The 24229-nt window shown below is 55.0% G+C and carries 20 protein-coding genes and 1 riboswitch; of the genes, 6 read left to right on the top strand and 14 right to left on the bottom strand.

All coding sequences use genetic code 11. The features are described 5' to 3' along the window. The first annotated feature begins 123 nt into the window (after positions 1 to 123). Positions 124 to 663: a hypothetical protein gene (locus AAA927_RS03440; protein ID WP_338215749.1), complete on the top strand. Its 540-nt coding sequence runs from the start codon at positions 124 to 126 to the stop codon at positions 661 to 663. Between the two features lie 64 nt (positions 664 to 727). Here the strand turns inward: AAA927_RS03440 and gdhA are convergent, their stop codons facing one another. Together gdhA and sstT are read right to left on the bottom strand one after the other, a co-directional pair. Continuing rightward, positions 728 to 2071 carry an NADP-specific glutamate dehydrogenase gene (gdhA, locus tag AAA927_RS03435; RefSeq protein ID WP_338215747.1) on the bottom strand — a complete coding sequence of 448 codons (1344 nt, stop codon included), beginning with the start codon at positions 2069 to 2071 and terminating at the stop codon, positions 728 to 730. Between the two features lie 237 nt (positions 2072 to 2308). Beyond that, positions 2309 to 3592 (bottom strand): serine/threonine transporter SstT, encoded by a 1284-nt coding sequence (gene sstT, locus AAA927_RS03430; protein ID WP_338215745.1) that lies wholly within the window; start codon positions 3590 to 3592, stop codon positions 2309 to 2311. Positions 3593 to 3755: 163 nt separating this feature from the next. On the opposite strand from sstT, the gene AAA927_RS03425 reads away from it, so the two are divergent. Continuing rightward, positions 3756 to 4625, top strand: a complete 870-nt coding sequence (locus tag AAA927_RS03425; RefSeq protein ID WP_338215743.1) for an ROK family protein — start codon at positions 3756 to 3758, stop codon at positions 4623 to 4625. Between the two features lie 298 nt (positions 4626 to 4923). Here AAA927_RS03425 and AAA927_RS03420 read toward each other — a convergent pair whose 3' ends face one another. Further along, positions 4924 to 5757: a MetQ/NlpA family ABC transporter substrate-binding protein gene (locus tag AAA927_RS03420; protein WP_204117829.1), complete on the bottom strand. Its 834-nt coding sequence runs from the start codon at positions 5755 to 5757 to the stop codon at positions 4924 to 4926. A 453-nt stretch (positions 5758 to 6210) separates the two neighbouring features. On the opposite strand from AAA927_RS03420, the gene AAA927_RS03415 reads away from it, so the two are divergent. Beyond that, the gene (locus AAA927_RS03415; protein ID WP_338215740.1) at positions 6211 to 7356 is read left to right on the top strand and encodes an ArgE/DapE family deacylase; all 1146 of its coding nucleotides are present in this window, start codon (positions 6211 to 6213) and stop codon (positions 7354 to 7356) included. A 79-nt stretch (positions 7357 to 7435) separates the two neighbouring features. Here AAA927_RS03415 and AAA927_RS03410 read toward each other — a convergent pair whose 3' ends face one another. From AAA927_RS03410 to dapD, 8 genes are all read right to left on the bottom strand, one after another. After that, the gene (locus AAA927_RS03410) at positions 7436 to 9217 is read right to left on the bottom strand and encodes an ABC transporter ATP-binding protein (protein WP_338215739.1); all 1782 of its coding nucleotides are present in this window, start codon (positions 9215 to 9217) and stop codon (positions 7436 to 7438) included. Further along, positions 9214 to 10938, bottom strand: a complete 1725-nt coding sequence (locus AAA927_RS03405; protein WP_338215738.1) for an ABC transporter ATP-binding protein — start codon at positions 10936 to 10938, stop codon at positions 9214 to 9216. Before AAA927_RS03405 ends, AAA927_RS03410 begins: the two co-directional genes overlap by 4 nt. A gap of 406 nt (positions 10939 to 11344) precedes the next feature. Further along, a complete protein-coding gene (locus tag AAA927_RS03400) occupies positions 11345 to 12436 on the bottom strand; it encodes an aspartate-semialdehyde dehydrogenase (RefSeq protein WP_338215736.1) in 1092 nt (363 codons plus the stop codon). 5 nt (positions 12437 to 12441) lie between these two features. After that, positions 12442 to 13614 (bottom strand): aminotransferase class I/II-fold pyridoxal phosphate-dependent enzyme, encoded by a 1173-nt coding sequence (locus AAA927_RS03395; RefSeq protein ID WP_338215734.1) that lies wholly within the window; start codon positions 13612 to 13614, stop codon positions 12442 to 12444. 15 nt (positions 13615 to 13629) lie between these two features. Further along, entirely contained in the window at positions 13630 to 14376 is a 747-nt protein-coding gene (dapB, locus tag AAA927_RS03390) for a 4-hydroxy-tetrahydrodipicolinate reductase (RefSeq protein ID WP_338215732.1), read from the bottom strand. Continuing rightward, on the bottom strand, positions 14373 to 15251 hold the full coding sequence (gene dapA / locus AAA927_RS03385; protein ID WP_338215728.1) for a 4-hydroxy-tetrahydrodipicolinate synthase: 879 nt from the start codon (positions 15249 to 15251) through the stop codon (positions 14373 to 14375). Before dapA ends, dapB begins: the two co-directional genes overlap by 4 nt. Next, entirely contained in the window at positions 15244 to 16407 is a 1164-nt protein-coding gene (locus tag AAA927_RS03380; protein WP_338215725.1) for an N-acetyldiaminopimelate deacetylase, read from the bottom strand. The genes dapA and AAA927_RS03380 overlap by 8 nt, the downstream gene beginning before the upstream one ends. A gap of 224 nt (positions 16408 to 16631) precedes the next feature. Next, complete coding sequence (gene dapD, locus AAA927_RS03375; protein ID WP_338215723.1) at positions 16632 to 17348, bottom strand: 2,3,4,5-tetrahydropyridine-2,6-dicarboxylate N-acetyltransferase; 717 nt, start codon at positions 17346 to 17348, stop codon at positions 16632 to 16634. A 75-nt stretch (positions 17349 to 17423) separates the two neighbouring features. Beyond that, a riboswitch (Lysine riboswitch) is annotated at positions 17424 to 17599 on the bottom strand. 106 nt (positions 17600 to 17705) lie between these two features. On the opposite strand from dapD, the gene AAA927_RS03370 reads away from it, so the two are divergent. Then, positions 17706 to 19070 carry an aspartate kinase gene (locus tag AAA927_RS03370; RefSeq protein ID WP_338215721.1) on the top strand — a complete coding sequence of 455 codons (1365 nt, stop codon included), beginning with the start codon at positions 17706 to 17708 and terminating at the stop codon, positions 19068 to 19070. 193 nt (positions 19071 to 19263) lie between these two features. Here AAA927_RS03370 and rpiA read toward each other — a convergent pair whose 3' ends face one another. Both rpiA and AAA927_RS03360 read right to left on the bottom strand, forming a co-directional pair. Next, a complete protein-coding gene (gene rpiA / locus AAA927_RS03365) occupies positions 19264 to 19953 on the bottom strand; it encodes a ribose-5-phosphate isomerase RpiA (RefSeq protein ID WP_338215720.1) in 690 nt (229 codons plus the stop codon). An 80-nt stretch (positions 19954 to 20033) separates the two neighbouring features. After that, on the bottom strand, positions 20034 to 20468 hold the full coding sequence (locus AAA927_RS03360; RefSeq protein ID WP_338215718.1) for a hypothetical protein: 435 nt from the start codon (positions 20466 to 20468) through the stop codon (positions 20034 to 20036). Positions 20469 to 20929: 461 nt separating this feature from the next. Here AAA927_RS03360 and brnQ point away from each other — a divergent pair, with 461 nt between their 5' ends. Beyond that, entirely contained in the window at positions 20930 to 22303 is a 1374-nt protein-coding gene (brnQ, locus tag AAA927_RS03355; RefSeq protein ID WP_338215715.1) for a branched-chain amino acid transport system II carrier protein, read from the top strand. A 95-nt stretch (positions 22304 to 22398) separates the two neighbouring features. Here brnQ and AAA927_RS03350 read toward each other — a convergent pair whose 3' ends face one another. Further along, positions 22399 to 23247: a metallophosphoesterase family protein gene (locus AAA927_RS03350; protein WP_338215712.1), complete on the bottom strand. Its 849-nt coding sequence runs from the start codon at positions 23245 to 23247 to the stop codon at positions 22399 to 22401. Positions 23248 to 23369: 122 nt separating this feature from the next. On the opposite strand from AAA927_RS03350, the gene AAA927_RS03345 reads away from it, so the two are divergent. After that, positions 23370 to 24152, top strand: a complete 783-nt coding sequence (locus AAA927_RS03345) for an alpha/beta fold hydrolase (RefSeq protein WP_338215709.1) — start codon at positions 23370 to 23372, stop codon at positions 24150 to 24152. The last annotated feature ends 77 nt before the right edge of the window (positions 24153 to 24229 follow it).

The following is a 24229-nucleotide window of genomic DNA, read 5'->3' as shown; positions in this document are numbered from 1 at the left end:
AGCGGCGACGGGCGCACTGTGCGCATGGTGGAGCCTAAAACCCCGTTATTTCACCATCGCCACGTGCAGAACCCCGGCGTCTATGGTATTTTAAGGTTACTATTAGATAGAAAGAGGATCACCATGCAAGACATTTCGCCGTTAACCATCCGCCCCAGCCTATTTCATCTCATCTTCCAGTTGCTTTTCGGCGGCGCCTTCGCTGTAGCGGCCTGCGTGATTATTCTGCAGCAAGGTCGCCTACAACTCGGGGCTAACAACGCGACGTTTGGGGCAATCTTAATTACTTTAGGGATATTCGGGCTGGCGTTAACTGCGCTGTTTTTAGTCGTCCAAGGCATTCGCAAGGCCAAGCAGCCGAGTTTGGTCTTCGATCATGATGGCATTCGCGACAACAGCAATGTCTTCACGCTGAAAAGTAACTTCCTCCCTTGGTCCAACATCCGCGGCATGGCGGTGATTCATTCGACCCTGATCTTGAAAGTTCAAAACCCGCCGCGCCAGCGTCGCAACGCGTTGATGAAACAAATCAGTCGGGAATTTGATGCGAACTACACCATCGACATCAACTTAATCAGTGATGCCGAACATGCTGCCTTAGTCCAGATTGCCAACACCCTAGATCGTAAAACTGGCATCTGGCGCGATTTAGGTGAGCATTAGACCAAGCAAAAAGCTGTTCGTCCTCTGCAAAATTGCAGCGGTGCGAGCAGCTTTTTTGAGTCGTTTACCAGCCTTGCGCCAGCATGGCGTCGGCCACTTTGATAAAGCCGGCGATGTTGGCGCCAGCCAGATAATCTTCTGGTGTGCCATAAGTCTTGGCAGCGTCAACACTGGCTTGGAACAAATGAATCATGATTTGCTTCAATTCTGCATCCACTTTAGCAAAGCTGTCACTGGTGCGCCGCGAGTTTTGGCTCATTTCGAGTTCTGAAACGGCGACCCCACCGGCATTGGCCGCTTTGGCCGGCCCGTACAACAAGCCAGCTGCCTGGTAGGCCTTGATGGCTTCTGGGGTGCTTGGCATGTTCGCCCCTTCAGCCACGGCGATGACGCCAGCCTTGACCAAACGTTCGGCCTGAGCACCATCGATTTCGTTTTGCGTCGCGCATGGCAATGCAATATCGTAAGCCACCTCGGCGTCCCACAGTGAGCCTTCATGATATTCAGCAGTTGGCTCGGCAGCAGCATAGTCACTCATGCGGCCGCGCTTCACTTCTTTGATTTCTTGCAGCTTGGCCAAATCGATGCCATTGGCTTGCATGACATAACCATTGGAATCACTAGCGGAAATAACCGTGGCCCCTAATTCTTGCGCCTTCTTAATGGCATAAATCGCCACGTTGCCGGCCCCAGACACTGCAATCTTTTTCCCCGCAAGGCTTTGGTCGTTGTGCTTGAGCATTTCGTCCAGATAATAGATCAAGCCGTAACCGGTGGCTTCGGTGCGGGCCAATGAGCCGCCATAGCTCAAGCCTTTACCGGTCAACACGCCGCGTTCGCTGCCGCGCAGGCGCTTGTACATGCCATACAGGTAGCCGATTTCACGGCCCCCAACGCCGATATCCCCGGCGGGCACATCCATATCCGGCCCGATATACTTACTCAATTCCAGCATGAAGCTTTGGCAGAAGCGCATGATTTCCGCGTCGGATTTGCCTTTCGGGTCAAAGTCCGATCCGCCCTTGGCCCCGCCGATTGGCAGCCCGGTCAGTGAGTTTTTGAAAATCTGCTCGAAGCCTAGGAATTTGACAATGGACAAGTTGACACTCGGATGGAACCGCAGCCCGCCTTTGTATGGTCCAATGGCAGAATTGAACTGCACCCGGAACCCACGATTGACCTGCATATGGCCTTGATCATCTTGCCAAGCCACCTGGAACTGCAAGGCGCGCTCTGGTTCGGTCAACCGTTCCAAAATCGCGGCCTGTTGATACTCCGGATGCGCCGCAAACACCGGCGTAATGGTGTTTAAGAAATTCGCCACCGCTTCTTGAAACTCCGGTTGGTTCGGATCGCGCTTGATCAATTGCACCTTGACTTGGGCAATATAGGCTGCTGCTTCACTCATAGTGTCACCTATCCTTTTTTCAATTTGTTTCATATTAGCACAAAACCGGATGAAGTCGGCGATTTTTTGTTTAATCAGATTAAAAAAACGGACGAAGCACAGCATTCTTGCTTCTATCCGTTTTATTTGTTCGTGTTTTTATGCTATGCCGGCTCGTACTTGAGGCTGGAGACCGTATTTCGGCTCCAGCCGGACCGCCGCGCCCCGGCGCCGCGCCTGCCGCTCTGCGGCCAAGCGTTACTTCGTTGCTTGTGCGTTTGCGGCTACCGCCGGATCAACCTTGCCTTCCGCCCGGCGGATGGCGGCGCTGATATCGACTGGATGGCCTTTCTTGCGGGCATCAGCGTATTCAGCCGTAGCAGTGAACAGCAAATCGGAAGCCGAGTTAACGGCGGTTTCGACGGAATCCTGAATGACCCCGATCACGAAGCCGACGCCGACAACCTGCATCGCCACATCGTTAGAAATCCCAAACAAGCTCGCGGCCATCGGAATAATCAACAGCGAGCCCCCAGCAATGCCAGAAGCACCGGTGGCGGCGAGGGCCGTCAGCACGCAGAGAATGAAAGCCAGCGGGAAAGACACTTGAATGCCCAGCGTCGCACACGCCGCCAAGGTCATGACGGACACCGTAATCGCTGCGCCGCCACTATTGGCTGACCCGCCCAGCGGAATCGACACGGAATAAGATTCCTTGTTTAGCCCCAGGTCTTCGCAGGCCTGCAAGTTAATCGGAATATTAACGGCAGAGCTGCGCGTGAAGAAGGCCGGAATTCCGGACCGCTTCAGCGTCCAGAAGGTCAGTGGAAAAGGATTTTGCCGCGTGTAGGCGAACGTCATCAGCGGGTAGACCACCAGATACACAAAGGTCATGGTACCAACAAGCAGCACCACCAGCTTTCCGTACTGGGCAATGCCGCCAAAGCCGGTTTCGCTGATGGTGGTGTACACCAACCCGGCAATCCCAAATGGCGCCAGCTCAATCACGAGCTGCGCCACATGGGTGATGGCACCAGAGATTTCAGTGACTACCTTGCGCGTTTCTTTCGAGGTCAACCGCAGGGCAAAACCGATCATCAAGGCCCAGAACAAAATAGACAGGTAATTTGCATTCACAATCGCATTCAGCGGATTGCCCACCGCATTGGTTAACAAATCCGACAACACTTTGCTTAAACTCTTCGGCGCTGCGGCCACGGCCGCAGCTTTTGGCAGCACCAGCTTCACGGGGAACAAATATGAGGCCCCCACGGCGGCAAATGCCGAGAGTAACGTCGCGCTCAAGTAAAGCACAATCACAGTGCCAAAATGATTTTCACCGCCGGACTTGTAGCCAGACACCGCCGACATAATTAGGAAGAACACCATCACCGGGGCAATCCCCTTCAAAGCACCGACGAACAATTCGCCTAACAGCCCAATCCCGCTCCATGAGGGTACGATCACCGCTAACAATGCCCCAATGACGAGGCCAATTAAAATTCTAACAATCAATGATACCGATCGATATCTTGCAAACATGGCAATCGCTCCTTCATAGTTAATAGTAGCGATTGTACACGATGTAGAAACATCTGTCCAGCAAATATGCACATTCAATAGGACCAATTTTGAAAATTGGTCTAGCATCGGGGGCAAAACAGCGCTATTCTATAGTGAAAACGATTACTAAGGACGTGAAAAAATGATTTTTGGTTCGATTGAAGCGGGCGGCACTAAATTTGTTTGCGCCACCGGGACGGCAGACGGCACGGTGATTGCGCAAACGCGGATTCCGACCACGACCCCGGAAGAAACGATTCCGCAAGTGATTGCCTTTTTTAACGCTAATCCGGTGTCAGCTATTGGCATTGGCACCTTTGGCCCGGCCGACATTGATCCGGACTCTTCGCGCTATGGCTACATCACCTCCACGCCGAAGCCCGGCTGGCGTGATTACGATTTTCTCGGCACCATGCAGGCGGCAATTGACGTGCCTTACGCCTTCACCACTGACGTCAATGAAGCGGGTTATGCCGAGTGGAAGGCTGGCGCCGGCAAAGGCCATAAGAATGTCCTGTACTGGACCGTTGGCACTGGCATTGGCGCCGGCTACATTCACGATGGCAAGCTGCTACAAGGCTATTCCAATCCTGAAATGGGTCACATTTTCCTCCAGCGCGACCCCAGCGATACCTACAAAGGCCGCTGCCCGTTCCATGGCAACCAATGCCTGGAAGGTTTAGCTGCTGGTCCCGCCGTTGAAGAACGGGCCGGGAAAAAAGGCACCGAACTGAAGCCAGATGATCCGGCCTGGGAATTGGAAGCTGGCTATCTGGCGCAAGCTTGCCTAGATGCCGCTATGATTTTGTCTCCTGATATCATTATTTTTGGCGGGGGCATTATGCACCAGGAACAACTCCTCCCCATGATTCGCGAAAAGTTCCGCGACTATGTCCAAGGCTACATTGACACCCCGCCGCTGGATGACTACATCGTGCGCATCGGCCTTAACGATGAAGCTGGCGTCATGGGCGGCCTGCTGCTGGCCGCCGACGCTTACGCGGCCAAGTAACGGGAAATTGAATAGTTTGCTCATCCAAAAACCAGGTGCCAAATCAAGCCTCCGCGTTTGATTTAGCACCTGGTTTTTATTGTCGTGGGAACAATACGCGCCGACCTACGCGAATTTTGCGGGCCGGCGCATGGACGATTGCGGCAGCATACAAATATCCCTCAGTCCTAACCGGATGATGCAGACCGATCATCTGGTCAGACTAAGGGATATGAGTTACCACTTAGGAATGGCGTCAAACCGCAATTATTGCGCGTTCAACAGCGAACCAAAGATGGCTTTCTTCTATTATAGAAGCTTAGAACTTGTAGTCCCAAGCTGGCAGTTCAGTTTTGCCGTAAATCTTCTTGATATATTTCTTGGTATCGTTGGTCTGGAAGGCCTTCACAATCTTCTTGTAGGTCTTGTTGTTGACGTCCTTCTTCTTGGCCACGATGATGTTGATCCACGGAATGGAAGCCTTGGTGACTTTTTCAATATCCAGGGCCTTGTTAAAGTCGAGCTTGGCGTTCAAAGCAACCCCGGAGTTGATCACAGAAGCAGTCACGTCCTGCAAGGAAGATGGCAGCTGCGCCGCATCCAGCACCTTGATGTCTAGGTTCAACTTGTTGGTCTTGATATCATTTGGTGTTGGCAGGTTGCCGGTGCCTTTCTTGAAGGTGATAAAGCCGTTGGTCTTCAGCAGTTCCAAAGCCCGCGCTTCGTTGGTGGCATCGTTAGGAATAGAAACGGAATCGCCTTTCTTCAGCTGCGACAGCTTGGTGATTTTCTTGGAGAAAATGGCCATTGGCGCAATGATGGTTTTCCCAATGGTGGTCAGGTTTTGGTTGTGCTTCTTGTTCCAGTCATCCAGGAAGAACTGGTGCTGGAAGGCGTTCAAATCAACGTCGCCATCGGCCAAAGCACTGTTGGGCTGGGAATAGTCGGAAAATTCAACGATTTTGAGATTAATGCCTTCTTTTTTCAGCTTTGGCTGGATGTGCTTCCACACCCGGTTGTCTGAACCAACGACCCCAATTTTGACGGTGGTGGTCTTTGTGGTATCGGCAGACTTGTTGCTACCGCAAGCCGCCAGGACCAGTCCTAAACTAAATACGCCAACCAATGCTAATGTCTTCAACACTTTTTTCATGTGAGTTCCTCCTCGTGTGATTGCGCGATGCGCTCGCATCGCGATTCATGCTTGCACCCCGTGATCGGCGGCATGTGTGCGCTGCACATGCCACAAAAAAACGCCCACTTCTAACCAAGTTAGAAGTGAGCGGGCCCACGGTACCATTCTAATTCGTCGCTAAAACTAGCGACCTCATCCGGACAAACATCCGGGTGCTCAGTAATGGGAGCCGGCCAGTCCAACTTTGCATTTGCTCAGCTGAACGATCATCTTCGAGCCATGTTCGATTGCCCTTGCTACCCTGCTCTCAGCTTTGCCAGGTTTTCTGTACAGTCTTGGGAAATCTACTCACTCGATCACGTGATGCATTTATGAAATTAGCATGAGTATAGCCTCGCAAAAATTTAATGTCAACCCTTGCATTTTAATTTTTTTGGTGTTTAGCTGTTAGCCAAAAGGAGCGTGAAAGAAATGAGTGAAGATTTAGATTTTTTGAAAGCCTTGATTCGCATTGATTCATCCACCGCCAACGGCAACGAAACCAGCGTGGCTAAGGTGATCCAAGCCAAATTGGCGGAAAATGGCATTGATAGCAAACTGGTGAACTATGCCCCTGGGCGTGATTCTTTGGTGGCTGATTTGAACCCCGATGCCCCAGGTCCAATTTTGGGCTTCACCGGGCATGAAGACGTGGTCAACCCTGGCGATCCGGACAAGTGGGACCATGATCCCTTCGAACCGTATGAAGACGGCGACAAGCTATACGGCCGCGGCACCGCGGATATGAAATCCGGCTTAGCGGGTTTGGTGCTGGCGTTGATTCGGCTGAAAAAGGCCGGCTTCCCGCATCACGTGCGTTTACTGGCGACGGTCGGCGAAGAATATGGCGCGTATGGCGCCAAGCAACTGACTGAAGAAGGCTATGCTGATGATCTCAGTGCGTTGCTGGTAGGGGAAGGCGGCGACAAGACCATCAAAACTGGGCATGGCGGCTCGTACAACTACCGGATTATCAGCCACGGCAAGTCTGTTCACAGCTCCCAGCCAAGCAAAGGCATTAATGCCATCCAAAAGCTGGCCGACTTCATCACCGAAGAACGCCACTTGTTTGACGACGCACCGGAATACCCAGCCCTCGGCCCGTTTGTCCACACCATCACCATCATCAACGGCGGCAAGCAGATCAACACCATTCCTGACTACGCTGAATTGCGCGGGAACGCCCGCCCAACGCCAGTGTTCTTAAACGATGAGGTCACCAAGCGCCTGCAAGGCTTAGCCGAGAAGTTGTCGAATGACGGCCGCCCTGGCACCTTGGAGTTCAAGCTGATTCACAGCTTTATTCCGGTTAACGACAACCCTGATAGCAAGGCGGTCAACGTTTTGGATAATGCCATTCAGGCCGTGCGCGGCGAGCAGCTGAAGCGCGAATTCGTCAATGGCGCCACCGACGCCTCTGAATTCGTCAAGAGCCCCACCAAGTTCGATATTGTGTGGTATGGCCCAACCAGCGACGGCCCAGAAAAGGCCCACCAGCTGAATGAATTCGTGTCGATTAAGCGCTACGAAGCGGCCATCGACATTTACGAGACTTTCGCCAAGAATTACTTCGCTTAATTTGCATTAAATAACATCATGCCATGCAAAAAGCCACCGGCAACTTGCCGATGGCTTTTTGACGTTGGTTTTCAGAAAATCAATCGAACACCATTTGATTGCGGTACAGTTTCGCATAGAACCCATGCTCATCCAGTAGTTCTTGATGGCTGCCTTGTTCGATGATACGACCATGTTGCAGCACCACAATGCGGTCGGCATTCAAAATGGTCTTGAGCCGGTGCGCAATGACAAAGCTGGTGCGCCCTTGAATCACGTTGTCCATGGCCTTTTGAATTTTGGCTTCGGTCACGGTGTCCACGTTCGACATGGCTTCATCCAAAATCAACAGCCGCGGATCGGTTAAAATCGTGCGGGCAATCGACATCAGCTGCTTCTGGCCGGCCGAGAAAATATTCTGCTCATCGGAAACTTTGGTGTCATAGCCGTCCGGCAAACTGATGATGAAGTCGTGAATGTTAGCCTGCTTGGCCGCATCAATCACCCGGTCCATCGTCGCGGTCGGTTCGCCGAAGCGAATGTTATCGGCAATCGTGCCGGTAAACAGCTGCGGATCTTGCAGCACAATGCCCACGGTTTGCCGCAGCTGGGTGAGATCCAAATCGCGTAGATCCACCCCATCAATGGTGATTTGTCCGGAATCGACGTCGTAGAAGCGATTCAGCAGATTCATCACCGTGGTCTTCCCGGAACCCGTCGGCCCAACCAGCGCCACCATTTCGCCTTTCTGAACGTCAATGGTCACGCCATGCAAAATTTCCTTGCCTGGCAGGTAACTGAAGCGCACGTTGTCGATTTTCAATTCTGACTTAATACCGTTGATCGCTTTGCCGTTAACCGGCCGCACTTCATCAGGCTGGCTGCGAACTTCATCAATCCGCCGGGCGCCGGTGATGGCCAGCTGGATCATGCCATACAAACTCGTCAGCGTGATAATCGGCTGGTAGTACTGCTGGGCGTAATTGACGAACACGACCACCAGCGCCAAAGCCGCACCGGTACTCATTTGACCATTGAGGGCCAGCCAGGAACCGGCAAAAATGACGATGGCGGTATTGAGCAAGGACAAACCAGACAGCAAGGGGCTGAGAATCCCGGACCAAATTTGGCCCCGTTCCGCGGTTTTACGGACGGTTTGGTTGTGGACTTGGAAGCCGGCCACTGAGTCTTTTTGCAGGCCATTGGTGATAATCACCTTTTGGCCAGTGACTTGTTCGTTGATGTAACCGTTCAGCGCCCCGACGTCGGTTTGCTGTTGATCCACCGCGGCCGCGGCCTTATGCATGACAAACGCCGCCAGTCCCAGTGCCACCGGGGTCGTGGCCATGGTAATCCAGGCCAAGGTGACATTTTGATTGAACATCATGATCAAAATCCCAATCAGCTGAGCAATGGCAAGGAAAACGTCAATCAACGCCTGATTCAGGGCATTGAAGATGTTATCCAAATCCGAGGTGTAACGGGCAAGAATATCACCGTCACTGTGCTGGTCGAAATACTGCACCCGCATGCGCTGCATTTTCCGAAACAAGCCAATCCGCATGGTACCCGTGGAGTACGCCGTAATCTTAGCCAACAGCCAACTGGCAATCAAAAGCGAGCTGGCATCGCCAAAATAAAATAACACATAGGCAATCAAGGTACCATGGAAATCCGCCAGATTAGCGCCGCCGCGGGTGGCGGGATTCGACCACAATTTCAGGTACTCGGTCAGTTCGCTGATGGCGCGGCCCAGATAAGTCGGCGCAATCACCACACAGGCGGTACTGATGCCAATCAGAATAGCCGTGAAGAGGAAGCCCCAGCCGTATGGTTTCAGGTAATGCCAGTAGTAACGCCCGGCGATTTTCAAATCTTTCATGCTGGCAGCCTCCCTTCCTTGGCCTTCTGGGTTTGATAGATTTCCTGATAAATCGTGTTGTTCGCCACCAGCTCGCGGTGCGTGCCGGCGCCAACCACGCGGCCTTCATCCATGACCAAAATCTGGTCGGCCCGGATAATCGAGGAAATCTTTTCCGCAATCACCACGGTGGTTGTATGTTTCAAATCGCGGTCCAGGGCTTCTTGCACCAGCTTTTCCGATTCGGCATCAAGCGCCGAGGTGGCATCATCCAAAATCAAAATTTCCGGATTGGCAATGACGCCGCGGGTAATCGCCAGCCGCTGTTTTTGGCCCCCTGAGAAGTTCGCTGACCGCTCTTCCACCGGTGCGTTGTATGCTTCTGGCAGGCGCTCAATGAACTCGGCTGCTTGCGCAATTTCCGCCGCCCGGCGCATCGTTGCGCTGGTGGCTTCAGGCTGCACCTGCTTGAGGTTATCAGCGATGGTGCCTGAGAACAGCGTCGACCGCTGCAGCACAAAGGCCACCGCGTCGCGAATCGTTTTTTCCGGCAAGTCGCGCACATCGACCCCGCCAATGAGCACTCGGCCAGAATCTGGGTCGAACAGGCGCGGAATCAGTTGGGCGAGGGTTGTTTTCCCAGAGCCAGTGGCGCCGACAATGCCCAGCATGTCCCCCGCCGCAATCGTAAAGGACACATCTTGCAGCGTCGGCTTGTCATCGCCAGGATAGGTGAAGGTCACATGATCGAAGGTAATGTCGCCTGCCACTTCACGCTCCGGCCCTTCCGCGAAGGTCATGCTTGGTGCATGATCCAGCACCTCGTTGATCCGCTTCAGTGAGATAAACGCACGGGTGGCAAAAGTCATCATGAAGCTGCCGTTAATCACCGCAAACAGGATTTGGCTGAGGTAAGAGGTGAAACTGCTGATGGCCGCAATGTAGGTCGGATGAAGGGTGGCTTCTTGGCCGACCAAATAAACCGCCACCGCAATGGCGATATTGGCCGTCAAGAAGAATGCTGGCATCAACACCGCAAAGACCTCGCCAATCCGCGTGGTGACGTCTCGCAGCTCGTCAGAGGGCCTAGCGAAGGTGGCAATCTGGTTGTCTTCTTGGACAAAGGATTTGACGACGCGAATGCCCATCAGATTTTCCCGGGCCACGGTGTTCACATTTTCAATCAGTTGCTGAGTGCGGCCGAATAACCGGCTCAACTGCTTGAAGGCGACAATCGCCACCGCCACAATGATCACCAGCATGATCAAAATCACCCACCACTGCTGGGGCATGGTGATTAAGGCCAAAATCAGGCCGCCTAAAAACAGAAACGGAATGCGCGTCACCTGCTGGAAAGTGGCCATCACGACGCCTTGCACCTGCTGGATGTCGTTGGTCATCCGCACCACCAAATTCGAGGCGGAAAAAGTTTCGATATCGGCATAGGCAAATTTTTGCACGTGCTGGTAGATGTCGGCTCGCAAATCCGTGGCCACGCCTAGCGCCAGCTTAGCCGAATAGACGGTGTTGATGATGCCGGCAATGATGCCGATCACGGCCAAGGCGATCAGCCACAGGCCGTCCTGCCAGACGGTACTTTTATCGTTAGCCATGATGGCTTCCATCACGGTTTGCAGCAGCCGCGGCTGCCACAACGTCGCAAAGACGAGCACCAGCACCGTCACTGTCGCCACCGTTGCGTTGACCCAGTAACGTTTCAGATACGGTATGAGTACTTTCATATGGTTCTCCTTATAATGCTTAGTTAGATAAGCGTATCTGAATAATTGATGAGAATCAAGGCGCGGCCAGTCAACATTGGCCAAGCCGGCTTAGCGGTTTTAGATTAACTTCCGGGCCGGTCAGCCTCCGCAGGCAGGGGCTGGAGCGTGGTGGCCAGCGCTTTGAGCCTCGCGCTGCGAGTCTCAAAGTCGCGGCTTGTTCTAAGCCAACTAAGGCCGTTGGCTAAGAACAATTTCACCACTGAGCCCCTGCCTGCTCCGGCTGACCGGCCCTACGGTAGTGTTTCTACGCTAATCAATGCTTGTGACTCATCAGTCGGTTGAGGGGTGTTTTGTTGTTGCTCAACCATGTCAAGAAGCACTTTTGCCTGAGTCAAAAATAGCCGCATTACTGCGGCTTCGTTGTTTATTCAAATAACTCGGCACTGCCGGCTGGGACGCGCACCAAGTCTCTAGCGACGAGTTCTTCTGCGATTTGCACGGCATTCCAGGCAGCGCCTTTCAGCAGGTTATCGGCGACAACCCATAAGTTGTAAGCGCCGGGGTTTTCTTGGTCTGGTCGGACCCGGCCGACGAAAGTGTCACGACTACCAGCAGCGGTTTGGGGCTGCGGGTAGAGTTGCTGGGCGGGGTCGTCTTGGACAACGAGGCCAGGAAACTTGGCCATTTCCGCCCGCAATTCAGCGGCAGTCGGGGTTTGCCCTTCAGCCACTTCAAACCAAACGGATTCGCCGTGGGCAATCGGTACCGGCACCCGGACACAGGTGGCGGTGACTTTGATGTCAGGGGCATTTTTGTCACCAAGCATGATTTTCTTGGTTTCGTGAATCATTTTCCACTCTTCATGCGTGTAGCCGTCGTCTTCGAACACGTCAATTTGCGGCAAAAGGTTAAAGGCCAGGGGATAGTGCTTGGCCGCGCCTTTGACCGGCAGAACGTTAGCCGTCATGGACTCATCGGCGAGGTACGCTTGGGCCTGAGTTTTCAGTTCTTCAATGGCCGACTGACCAGCCCCCGAGGCGGCTTGATAAGTCGACACGATGATCCGGCGCAACCCGAATGCACGCCGGACTGGTTCGAGCGCCATCATCATTTGAATAGTGGAGCAGTTCGGATCCGCGATAATGCCATGATGGTCGTTTAAGGCGTCAGGATTCACTTCCGGCACCACCAGCGGTACGTTGTCATCCATACGAAAATGCGACGTATTGTCCACACACACAGCACCGCGCTTCACCGCCTCTGGCAGCAGCTTGGCTGAAACCGCGCCGCCGGCCGAGGCCAGCACGAGATCAACGCCGTTAAACGAATCCGGCGTGGCGACGGTAACCGCGATACGCTGGCCCTTGAAAGTCAGCTCTTTGCCGGCCGAACGCGGCGAAGCTAACAACCGCAGCTCCCGCACCGGAATGGTTGACTCGGCCAGCTGTTCAATCATCCGGGTGCCGACTGCCCCGGTGGCGCCAAGAATGGCGACGACATAACCCTTTGTTTGCATACTTGTTACTCCTTTGTGGCGACATAACGCTGAATGCGCTCGCCGGCTTCAATCAAATCAGCGGTGGCAGCGGCATAAGACAGCCGCACGTACCCTTCACCGCCTGGGCCAAACACCGAACCTGGAACCACGCCCACTTTGGCCTTGGCTGCCAGGTCGTAGACAAAGGCCACATCATCAACCTGATTGGCTGGCAGTTTGGCAAAAATGTAGAACGCCCCGGCTGGCCGCGGCGCCGTGAAGCCAGCCGCAGTCAACGCCTTCAGCATCAAATCGCGCCGCTGTTGATAAATAGCTTTCATCTCGCTGGCATCGTCGAAGTTGGTCGCCAGCGCTTCCTGCGCCGCCATCATCATCGGGCTCGCGCCGCAGGTGACCATGAACTGGTGCATTTTGCCCACCAGTGCCACTAGCGCCGCCGGGCCGGCAAAATACCCCACCCGGTAGCCGGTCATGGCATGCGACTTGGAAAAGCCGGAAATCAGCAGTGTTTGCTCCGGCACCAACGCCCCCATACTGAGGTGCTTGGTGTCATACGTCAGCTCTGCATAGATCTCATCAGACAAGACCGCCAGGTTGCTGGCCTTGACCACCTGCGCCAGGGCTTGTATTTCGGCCGGCGAATAAGTCACGCCGGTGGGATTGCTGGGATAGTTCAGCACCAACCCCTTCGCTTCAGGATGCGCCGCCAGCGTGGCCTTGAGTTTGGCCGCCGTGAACAAGAAGTCCGGGGCGGTGTTGACCAGCACCACATTCAACGCGGCTAAATGGGCAACGGCCTCATACAGCGGAAACGTTGGCGTGGGAATAATGATGGTGTCACCGGGATTGAATAAGCCGGCAATTGCCGCGTGAATCGCCTCGGTTGCCCCGACGGTGACCACAACTTCGGTGGCTGGATCATAATGGGCATCGAAGCGTTTGGCCAGATAAGTGGCGATTTTTTCCCGCAGTGGCAGGTAGCCAAACGACGGAGCGTAATGCGAGTAATCGGCATCAATGGCAGCTTTGGTCGCCGCTTTGATATGTTCTGGCACCGGAAAGTCCGGCTCGCCAAGCGTCAATTTGATGATGCCGGGAATTTTTGAGATTTGGTTGTCCACAGCGCGAATCGCAGACGGCGGAATAGCGGCCACGCGCCGATTACCCAACGCGAGCCCGGTTTTCAATGCTGGCATGAGGAGCTTCCTTTCTTAAAGCAGTGAATCGAGGCCAATGGTCAAGGCGGCAGGCAATTTAGCCACCTGGCGCACTGCCAGCGCGACTCCGGCCATGAAACTGGACCGGTCAAAAGAGACCTGCTTGATACTCAGGCTTTCACCGGTCGCGCCAAACAGCACTTCTTCCTGAGCGACATAGCCCGGGAGGCGCAAGGCGTGCACCGGCACGTCATCAAGCCACTCGCCGCGCGCTGGCGCGTCTTGATGCGGGGCGAGCGGTTTGTGCTGGCGCGCTTGGCTAATCAATTTGGCCGTGGCCCACGCAGTACCCGAAGGCGCATCGAGTTTGTCTGAATGATGGACCTCAACCACCTCGGCGTCAGGGAAATACTTGGCCGCTTTGGCGGCGAACTGCATCATCAGCATTGCCGAAATGGCAAAATTCGGCACAATCAGCGCATGTTTGCCTTTGGCCTGGGCCAACTCGCCCAGCGCGGTTTCATCGGCTTGGGTCAAACCACTGGTGCCAATCACAACATCCATGCCATGGGTCAACGCATATTCAGCATTCGCCCGCGCCGCCGTTGGAATCGTGAAGTCAACCCAGACGTCAGCCGTGACATCAATTTGATCCAGCTGAGCAAACACCGGAAAAGCGGTCGGGGCCGCGGCCTCAGGGGCTAACCCGCCAACCACGGTCAGATCCGGAGTTTCCGCCATCATGGCTGTCACCTGGCGGCCCATTTTACCTAGCACGCCGCCAATGAATACTTCGGTCATTTTGCATCCTCCTCTAACACCGCCAGTACCTGCGCGGTTTCGCTGTCATTCAGCTTCAGCAGCGGTAGCCGTAAATTATTTTTGATTCCCCCCCGCCGCGCCAGCATCATTTTCACTGGTGCCGGTGACGGAAAGGCAAACAGAGCATGCATCCGCGGCACCAGCCAGGCCATTTGGGCGTCTGCTTCGGCCTCCTCGCCACGCTGTTGCGCCGCCAGCACTGCGGCCATTTGTGGCCCGTACAAATGCGACGCCACCGAGATGACCCCATTCGCCCCAACGCGCAGGGCATCTAGGAACTGATCATCATCCCCGGTATACACGGCAAAATCCGCCGGTGTGTGTTGCACCAGCCAGGCCAGGTCTTCAATCGTGGTGCATTGCTTGACGGCTTGAATGTTCGGCTGCTGGGCCAATTCGGCCAAGGTGACATTGCTCAGTTGCACCACGCTGCGGCCAGGAATGTTGTAGATCATCACCGGCTTAGCACTTGCCTCGGCAATCGCAGTGAAATGCGCCGCCATGCCCGCTTGGCTCGGCTTGTTGTAGTACGGCACCACAGCGAGCACGGCATCAACACCAGCCAGTCGTGACACTGCTTGGGCCAGCGCCACGGATTGGCGGGTGCTGTTGGTGCCGACATTGGCAATCAACCGACCCCGGCCGCGCAATTGCGCGCTGAAATGGGTGAACAAGGCAATTTTTTCTTCATGACTCAAATTCGGGCTTTCCCCAGTGGTCGCCCCGACCACAAAGCCTGTACTGCCTTCACTCAGTAGCCGCTCAATCAGCGCATCCAGCGCCGCGTAATCGATTTGGTCATCATCGGTAAACGGGGTGATGATGGCGGTGATAATTGCATCATTTTCAAACATGAGTTGCCTCCATTCGTGCTGTCAAAAAGCCCACCCAGGCGGTCACGCCTGGCATTAAAGCGGCTTCATCAGGATTAAGCTGGGCTGAGTGCAAACTGTGCGTCGGATCGCCCACACCTAACCACACCATGGTGCCCGGAAACTGCTGCAGCAAAAAGCCGAAATCCTCGCCGGTCATCGCCGGTGGAACCAGGGCAAAATCCACCTCAGGAGCTTGGGTCATGTAATCAATTAACGCCTTGGTTTGCGCTGGCGCATTTTCTACGGGCATGTACCCGCCTTGAATGAGCTTCAAAGCGACTTGCACGTCGTAAGTCGCCCCGACGCCTTCGGCAATGCGCCGCACGCGTTGCTGCATCATTTCAATATCGCTCTGGCGAAAGGCGCGGATGGTCCCGTCCAAATGGGCACTGCCGGCGATGACATTGCCGATGGTACCGGCATGGAAGGTGCCCAGCGTCACCACCCCACCGCGGACCGGATCCACATTGCGCGCAACGATGGTTTGCACCTGCATGACGAACGCCGCTGCCGCCACAATTGCATCATTGGCCTTTTGGGGAAAAGCAGCATGACCGCTTTTGCCAGTGAACGTGACGTGGATTTCCGTGGTGCCGGCAAACAAGGTGCCCATGCGCGTAGCAATTTGGCCAGCTGGTAGCTGCGGATCATCGTGCAGTCCGTAAAATTCGTCGGGCCGCCAGTCGCCGGTAAAGGCCCCGGCATCGAAGACTCGTTTGCCGCCATACTCCGCTTCTTCCGCGGGCTGGAAGAAAAACAGCAAGCTGTCGCGCGGCTGAACGCTGGCAAAATGGGCCAGCACACCTAGCGCCACGGTCATATGGATATCATGGCCGCACGCGTGCATCACACCGGCATGCTGAGAGGCAAACGGCAAGCCGGTCTCTTCTGTGACTGGCAGTGCATCAATATCGGTGCGGTAGCCAATGGTGCGGCTTGGTGCAGTGCCTTGCAGGCGGACCAACAGCGCGGTTGGCACTGCGGGCACGTGTTTAATGGTCAGCCACGGGCAATTTAAATCATTGATGACTTGTTCCAGATAAGCCTGGGTTTGGGTTTCCTGTAGCGCCAGCTCCGGTATTTGATGGAGGTGGCGGCGGATTTGAATCAGTTCGGATTCGGTGAATGCTGACATAAGCGGCCTTTCTTAGGAAAAATGATGACGGTTAGTGATGCAGGAAACAGCTTCTCGGCAGGCCAAGGCAATTGTTCACCGCAGCCTGGTTAGTCACGCTGCGCTGGGCATCGCCCGAGCAGCTAACTACGCTTGTGACCTCGCCGCCAAAAAACGGCGGCAATGCCATAAGCTAGGTTATCTGTCGGGCTAAGGGCGCCCAGCTCCGCAGCCTGGTTGGCAGCCTACAATTTCCGCAAAGCGTCAATCAACCCGGTTTCGCTCGCGGTTTTATCATCCTTCATCTTGATGATTTTGGCTGGTACCCCGGCCACAACAGCGCCGGCTGGCACATCGTCAATCACAATCGCGCCGGCGGCCACGACAGCGCCTTGGCCGACATGCACCCCTTCAATCACCACGGCGTTGGCGCCAACCAGCACATCGTCTTCAATGATGACTGGCGTCGCACTAGCGGGTTCCACCACCCCGGCCAGCACCGCGCCGGCGCCAATGTGGCAATGTTGGCCGACCGTGGCGCGTCCGCCCAGCACGGCGCCCATGTCGATCATGGTCCCGGCCCCGATTTTGGACCCGATATTGATAATGGCGCCCATCATGATGACGGCATTGTCATCAATCGTGACATGTTCGCGAATAATGGCGCCAGGTTCAATCCTGGCGTTCACCGTGCTGATGTCGAGCATCGGGACGCCGGTGTTACGGCCAAGCGCTTCAACCCGAATGGTGGTCAAGGTTGCTTGGTTGGCGGTCAACCACGGTTTGATCACGCCAGCATCCCCGTACAGCTGACCGGTTTTAGTCTCGAAAAAGGCCTGCACGCCTGCTGGTACTGGACTCAACTTAGCCATATCGCCAGCCAGCGTGACATGCAGCGGCGTGGTTTTCGGGGCATTGGCAATGTAATCGATGATTTGTTCGGCATTAAATGGCGCTGGCATAAACTTTCCTCCTAGATTAAAAACGTCCATCTGGTGCGCAGTTTCGCTCACCAGATGGACGTCAAATGACCATTGATTAACGATAGCGCCCCGCATGACTGCGACAGTCCACCGGATCTTCTCCAGTAGCCCAACCCGCCAGTGGCAACACCCACCAGCGGATTTCGGCGGTGTTCCCTTTCGCTTATCCGCACTGCCCGTGTCAGGGCTTGGATAAGGTACTCATGGCGACCGCAACCTCTATCAGTTATTTGATTAAGCTTAGAATACAATTATAACTAGACACCGTCAACCCTTGACAAAATCCGAACGCTTCGCTAATTTTAAGCCAATTGATGAGAAAAGAGCGAGAAAATTATGAAAGTCATTAAGTTTGGGGGCTCCTCTTTGGCCACCGGCGCCCAGCTGGAAAAAGTCAGCCGCATTGTTCAAGCCGATGCGCAGCGCCGCGTGATTGTGGTCTCCGCCCCAGGCAAACGCCACGCCGGTGACACCAAAGTCACCGACCTGCTGAAGCAGCTGGCCGATGCCGTGCTCGGCCGGCAGGACCCCTTGCCGCTGATTGACGTGATTTTGGCCCGGTACAGTGAAATTCAAACCCACTTTGCCTTAACCGAAGACGTGGTGGCCAAACTACGGGCGCACCTAATCGGCTTGACCCAACAAACCTACAGCAGCGCAGCTTACCTGCGGGATGCGTTCATGGCCCAAGGTGAGCATATGAACGCCCAACTGGTGGCCGCCGTACTGAAGGCGCAGGGCCTGCCTGTCCGCTTTGTCAGTCCCCAAACGCTGGGGATTGTGCTCGCTGGCGCGCCAGGTCACGTGCAAGTCGATCCGCAAACCTACCGCAACCTGGCCCAATTCAGCCTTGGCCCAGCAGAATACATTGTGGTGCCAGGCTTTTATGCCTTCGATGCAAAACAGCGCATCGTCACTTTCCCGCGAGGCGGCTCGGACATTACTGGTTCAATTCTCGCCCGCGGTTTACACGCCGACTTGTACGAGAATTTCACCGATGTCTCCTGGGTTTACGCCGCTGATCCACACCTGGTCAAGACGCCCCGCGCCATCAACACCGTGACTTACCGAGAAATGCGGGAACTAGCGTATGCCGGCTTTTCCGTGTTCAATGATGAAGCCTTAATTCCCGTGATTGAAGCCAATATTTGCGTCAATATCAAAAACACCAACGACCCCACTGCCCCGGGCACGCTGATTTCACCCACGAAAAACGTTAAGCATCACCACCACATCACCGGGGTCGCCGCCAAGAAGGATTTCACCGCACTGTACTTGCACCGCTACTTAATCAACGCCCAGGTTGGCTTCACCTTGAAGCTGCTCCAGATTTTGTCCAACTACGGCGTGCCCTATGAACATATGCCCAGTGGGATCGACGACCTCACTGTCATCATCGACAAACACGAACTAACCGCCGCCAAGCAGCAAGCCATCACCGAAGAAGTCCAAGCCCAAATTCAGCCTGACACCTTGGAATGGCTGGATGATCTCGCAATTGTGATGGTCGTCGGCGAAGGCCTTTACGCCAGCATCGACCTAGTGCCGCGCATCATGGTGGCCTTGGCTGACGCCGGCGTCACCCCGGCTGTCATCAACCAAGGCGCCTCGCGCATCAGTTTGATGCTGGCGGTGCCGAACGCGCAAGCCCAAGCCGCGGTGCAGGCCATCTATGGCTTAAGCAGTAACCACCAAGCCTAAACGCAAAAGAGGCTGAGACAAAATGCGATTTTAGCCCAGAGTATAAGCCAACCGGCCTGTAAAACCTGAACTTAGGTTTTGCAGGCCGGTTGGCTTATACGGCTAGGGCGTCGCATTTTGGCTCGTACTGTTCCGGAATAGTCCTGTGCCTATCCTCGTCTCAAATAATGTCTCAATCACTTTGATTCCGCGCTTACTGGCGCGTCCAGTGTTCAATTTTTTCTGGCGTAGCAATCAGCACTTCATCGGTCATGTTCAAAAACAGCCCGTGTTCCACGACCCCGACCGTCTGATCGAGTAAGGCAGCGAGCCCAGCCGGAATTGGCAGCGGATCGACAGCCAAGTCAATGATGTAATTGCCATAATGCGTGACATAACGCGAGCCGTCGTCGTTCAGGCGGTACTGCGGCTGCAGCGCCAGTTGGTCAAAGCGGCGGAAGTTCTGCTCGCAGGATACCGGCAGGACCTCTACGGGCAGCGGAAAACCGCCCAGCCGGTCCACTACTTTGCTTTGATCGACAATCCAGACATTGTGAGTGGCGTTGATGGCCACATTTTTCTCAAGTGTCAGCGCCCCGCCGCCGCCTTTGATGCCGTTGAGGTCATGGTCAACGCGGTCAGCGCCATCAATGCACAGATCCACATGGTCGACCGCTGCCAGCTCACTCACCGTAAAACCATTAGCCTCCAGCTGCTGGTGGCTGCGGTTCGAGGTGGTGACAATGGCTTTCAGATTCAGCGGTGTCTGCCGGTTGCGGGCGCCTAGCGCATCAATGAAAAACGCCACGGTGGAGCCGGTGCCGACGCCGAGGACTGTGTCTGGCTGCACCATCGCCGCGGCCTGCGTTGCTGCTTGTTGCTTGAGTTCGTCTTGTGTCGCCATGATTGCCTCCTAAATGGTGATGTCAAAGCTTCTCTCTTGACTTTAGCGAGCGGGTTTAGTGCTGTCAAGCGGCAGCGGCTTTACTGCCGAAAAATCGCGCGTTGGTATTTTTCAAACCAACCTTTGGCCATGCCGCGACTGGCAGTTAAGAGCAACCCGCGATTGCTGTAAACCCGATTGCCCTGGCGCGCATAGTAACTGCGGGCTTGGTTGGCCAGTGCCTGCGACTTGAACTGAAGTAAGGTGAACACGGTGTTGTTATCGGTGACAAACTTCACCCCACTTTGCGCCTGCACGGCCTGTGGTTGATTGTTCACATCGACATCAGCGACACCTTTAATCGATAACCCCCGGCTTCTCACCCCGGCGAGATAGTCTGCTGGTTTCTTAGTCCGCACCGGGGCGGCAGAACTGCTGGTGGTGGTTTTGGTTGGGGTGGCCTCATGCACGCCGCATGCGCCGAGGCCGCTCACCAGGAGCAGGCCAAGCGCGAAACCAACATAACGAATTTTCATGGTAATCTCCTTTGACTGGGTCTTGAATAATATAATTATACCGGAAGCCACCGCGCTGGGAATCGGACTAACGACTGAAGCACCCGGTCGCGGAAAAAGATTTAGGCCCGGGCTTGACCGCAATGTTTTCTCAGCGTATACTCACCGCTAACAAATCAAATTGCAATGAGAAAGATCAGTAACCGCCTTTCTTTGGTCAGCGAGCTTCGTGAGGTGAGAGGAAGCACAAAGATAGCGGCGAATATCCCTTTCGAGCGGGGCACCGAATCCAGTAACGTGCCATGGCAACCACCCATTATCGTGGTCATGTATCGCCTTTTTGGCCGTACAGATAGAGGTTGCCTTGGTGACAGGGCAACGATTTAAGGTGGTAACGTGCAGCGCACCCTTAATTCCGACATTTCGGAACTGAGGGTGCGCTTTTTGGTGCCGCAATTGCAAACCAATCAGGAGGAAAGCTTATGCAACTAGACGAACCCCAATTAAAACCCCGTGATTATGTCGTGGTGGCATCCATGTTATTCGGCCTATTCTTCGGGGCCGGCAATCTGATTTTTCCCCTGCACTTAGGGCAAATGGCTGGGGCCAACTGGCTGCCAGCGACCCTCGGCTTTTTGGTCACCGCGGTGGTGCTGCCACTGCTTTCGGTGCTGGCCATCAGTGCCACTCATGCCGAAGGGGTCTATGATATCGGCCGGCCGCTGGGTAAATGGTTTGCCTTGACCTTCATGGTGTTGATTCACGCCACCATTGGGCCGCTGTTTGGCACGCCGCGCACGGCCACCGTTGCCTTCACCACCGGGATTGCGCCGATGCTGCCGAAACAATGGAGTGGTGCAGGCCTCTTAGTGTTTTCGGCACTCTTTTTCCTGGCCGCATTCCTGCTATCCTACAAAGAGCGCAAAATCACTAGTGCCATTGGCAAGGTGCTGAACCCGGCCTTCCTTCTGCTGCTGGCGGTGGTATTCTTCGTTGGCTTCCTGCATCCCTTCGGTGCGCCAAGTAGCGCGCCAATCACCGCTGATTACCAGCAGGCTGGCCTGCTGAACGGCTTCTTGCAAGGTTACAACACCATGGATGCCTTGGCCGGTTTAGCCTTTGGTGTCACCGTGGTCACGGCGGTGCGGGGCTTAGGCTTAAAACGGGACCGCACCGTTTCGGCGGTGACCGCCAAGGCGGGGGTGCTCGCCACTGCCGCAATTGGTCTGGTTTATGTGCTGCTGATTTTACTGGGAGCGATGTCGACCAATCATTTTACCGCCAGCGCTGAAGGCGGCACTGCGTTCAACCAAATCATCACCTACTACTTCGGCGCCGCCGGGCATGCGCTTTTGGCCACCATGCTGACAGTCACCTGCTTAACCACCGCGGTGGGCTTGGTGGCCGCCTTCGCCCAGGATTTTCACAAGCATTTCCCCAAAATCAGCTACACGGCATGGCTCGCGATGATGAGTTTTGCTTCGTTCCTGACGGCCAACTTCGGCCTCGAAACCATCATCCAATGGTCGACGCCAATGCTGATGTTCCTTTACCCGCTGGCCATGGTCTTAATTGGCCTGTCAACCACTTCTTCCTGGTTCCACCGCGCGCCGGTGGTATACGCCTTTGTCGTGGCGTTCACGGTCGTTCCCGCCCTCATGGACATGGTCGCGGCCTTCCCAGCTGTGATCAGTAAAAGTGCGTTCGGCCTGGCGGTGACGCATTTGCGCGACTACCTGCCATTTGCCACCGTTGGCCTAGGCTGGCTAGTGCCGGCCTTGATCGGCCTGGCGTTGGGCCTGACCGTTTACGCGGTCCAACAACGCCAACACGCGGCCGCGCAGGAAATGGAATAACGCTGGCATGCAAAAGGCGTTCATTCGCAGCGAATGAACGCCTTTATTGTGGCCGTACCAAGGGGCACCAACTTAAAGGCCTTTTATCCCCCAGGCTATTCTGGCAACGGTTTGTGGTAATAGGCCGCGACATCCTGCAGGTAGCCTTCCTCTTGGTTCACTTTGGTGAGTAGCGGCAAATTATGCGTAATCGTGTTGCCGGTGTCGCGCAGGTAACGATACAGATCCAGGTACGGCACGCCTTTTTCCGCGGCCAGTTGCTTTTCCGCCTCGATGTCATATTCGACCTTGCGGAATTCAACGTCGAGCCGGCCGGCGGTGTCGATGTGAAGCAAGGCATAATGCGCCCGCTGATCATCAAAAAAAGGCTGCCATGGGCTATACGGCTGGCCGACCGCACCAGGATTGATCACCAGCTGGCCGGAAGTCGTCGGCCGCATCAATTGTTGATGGGTGTGGCCATACACGGCCAAGTCCTGGTCAGATGTCACGAACCGGTCAAAATTGGCTTGCGGCTGCGCAGGGTACAAATCGCGCCCGCCTGGCCGTTTGCGGTCATTGTGCGACAGGCCGATGGTTAAGCCATTCACAGTCAACGTGGTGGCAATCGGATGCGCTTTTAACTGGTCCCACTGCGCTTGTGAGATGAACTGCCGCGCGTACTCAGTTAGTCGCGCCACGTACACCGCACTAGGGTGATCCAAGCTGAAGTGCCCGGCCATAATGGCATACATATCCAATTCCCAGTTGCCATTCAGCCAGACTTCAGGCTGCACGCCTGCGAGCAGCTTCATCAACGTGATGGTGCTTGGCCCTGGTAAAAATAAATCGCCCAAAAACCAATACCGCGTTGCGGCATGTTGCTTGGCATCAGCCAGAACCGCGCGTAATGCCCCCGCATTACCGTGCACATCTGCCATCACTGCAATCGTTTCATTTTGCATCCGCCCACCTCCAGTATCTCGGGCTTATTGTACCAGAAACCAGTTGGAAAAGGACGCCGGCTTGGTTCAAGGCCGATTAATTGCAGTTGGCGGCCAAAACCACTAAGGTGACGCTGGAGGTGATGATTTTGACTCAAATCACACAAGACGTTGTTTACGATCCAGCGCACCAGCTCACAGCCGACTTGTACGCCCCAGCAAAAGCCCACGCCGGCATCATTCAAATTCACGGCGGCGGTTGGTTTCGCGGGGATAAAAGCAAAGATGCCGACTGGGCCGAACAGTGGGCCGAACTCGGCTACTTTGTCATCGTGCCCAATTACCGGATCGCGCCAGCGGCTCATTTCCCCGCCGCCCAGGACGACATGGAAACTTTGTATCAGTGGCTCCAGCAAGCCGATTTACCCTTTCCGCTAACCAAGCTGGCGGCAGTGGGTTCCTCGGCTGGTGGCAACATGGCCGCCATGCTGGGCATTAACCACGGCTTGCCGACCATTGCGTTATCTGGGATTTTAGACATTGGCGATTGGCTCAGCCAGCACGAAGCCGTGGTAGCAGCAGAAGGTGACACCAGCCACTTCAATCAGCAAGCCAGCGCCACTATCAATCAAGACGGCGCCAATGACCCGTTTTACAAGTGGTTCATCACGAACTACATCCCCGCCACCGATTACAATGCCGCATCCGTCGCCCCGCAAGTCACCAGCACCACCGGGCCCATGTATCTGGCCAATTCACTGAATGAGTTCGTGCCCACCAGTGGCCTATTTCAAATGGGGGCCGCCCTGGGGCAACACGGCATCCCCTTCACCTTGCAGACCCTGCCTGGTAGCCGCCATGCCAAGGGGTATCTGGCTGATGTGTTCCCAGCATTGAAGCTGTTTTTGGCCAGTTATCTGGGCTAAAGCAGCAAGCGCAGCGACGAAGCTTTCACTGCCCTTCTTCGCTTTGGTTTTGATATGATTGAGATAGGATAAACTTA

The sequence above is a fragment of the Lacticaseibacillus salsurivasis genome (genome assembly GCF_036246225.1).
In the GTDB taxonomy this organism is placed as follows: domain Bacteria; phylum Bacillota; class Bacilli; order Lactobacillales; family Lactobacillaceae; genus Lacticaseibacillus; species Lacticaseibacillus salsurivasis.
Note: the sequence above shows the minus strand (reverse complement) of the source record. Positions and strands in the feature narration are given on the sequence as shown.

Bases quoted from the DNA above. Each gene is read 5' to 3' on its own strand.
- AAA927_RS03440 (WP_338215749.1), top strand. From the start codon at position 124: ATGCAAGACATTTCGCCGTTAACCATCCGCCCCAGCCTATTTCATCTC.
- gdhA (WP_338215747.1), bottom strand. From the start codon at position 2,071: ATGAGTGAAGCAGCAGCCTATATTGCCCAAGTCAAGGTGCAATTGATC.
- sstT (WP_338215745.1), bottom strand. From the start codon at position 3,592: ATGTTTGCAAGATATCGATCGGTATCATTGATTGTTAGAATTTTAATT.
- AAA927_RS03425 (WP_338215743.1), top strand. From the start codon at position 3,756: ATGATTTTTGGTTCGATTGAAGCGGGCGGCACTAAATTTGTTTGCGCC.
- AAA927_RS03420 (WP_204117829.1), bottom strand. From the start codon at position 5,757: ATGAAAAAAGTGTTGAAGACATTAGCATTGGTTGGCGTATTTAGTTTA.
- AAA927_RS03415 (WP_338215740.1), top strand. From the start codon at position 6,211: ATGAGTGAAGATTTAGATTTTTTGAAAGCCTTGATTCGCATTGATTCA.
- AAA927_RS03410 (WP_338215739.1), bottom strand. From the start codon at position 9,217: ATGAAAGATTTGAAAATCGCCGGGCGTTACTACTGGCATTACCTGAAA.
- AAA927_RS03405 (WP_338215738.1), bottom strand. From the start codon at position 10,938: ATGAAAGTACTCATACCGTATCTGAAACGTTACTGGGTCAACGCAACG.
- AAA927_RS03400 (WP_338215736.1), bottom strand. From the start codon at position 12,436: ATGCAAACAAAGGGTTATGTCGTCGCCATTCTTGGCGCCACCGGGGCA.
- AAA927_RS03395 (WP_338215734.1), bottom strand. From the start codon at position 13,614: ATGCCAGCATTGAAAACCGGGCTCGCGTTGGGTAATCGGCGCGTGGCC.
- dapB (WP_338215732.1), bottom strand. From the start codon at position 14,376: ATGACCGAAGTATTCATTGGCGGCGTGCTAGGTAAAATGGGCCGCCAG.
- dapA (WP_338215728.1), bottom strand. From the start codon at position 15,251: ATGTTTGAAAATGATGCAATTATCACCGCCATCATCACCCCGTTTACC.
- AAA927_RS03380 (WP_338215725.1), bottom strand. From the start codon at position 16,407: ATGTCAGCATTCACCGAATCCGAACTGATTCAAATCCGCCGCCACCTC.
- dapD (WP_338215723.1), bottom strand. From the start codon at position 17,348: ATGCCAGCGCCATTTAATGCCGAACAAATCATCGATTACATTGCCAAT.
- AAA927_RS03370 (WP_338215721.1), top strand. From the start codon at position 17,706: ATGAAAGTCATTAAGTTTGGGGGCTCCTCTTTGGCCACCGGCGCCCAG.
- rpiA (WP_338215720.1), bottom strand. From the start codon at position 19,953: ATGGCGACACAAGACGAACTCAAGCAACAAGCAGCAACGCAGGCCGCG.
- AAA927_RS03360 (WP_338215718.1), bottom strand. From the start codon at position 20,468: ATGAAAATTCGTTATGTTGGTTTCGCGCTTGGCCTGCTCCTGGTGAGC.
- brnQ (WP_338215715.1), top strand. From the start codon at position 20,930: ATGCAACTAGACGAACCCCAATTAAAACCCCGTGATTATGTCGTGGTG.
- AAA927_RS03350 (WP_338215712.1), bottom strand. From the start codon at position 23,247: ATGCAAAATGAAACGATTGCAGTGATGGCAGATGTGCACGGTAATGCG.
- AAA927_RS03345 (WP_338215709.1), top strand. From the start codon at position 23,370: ATGATTTTGACTCAAATCACACAAGACGTTGTTTACGATCCAGCGCAC.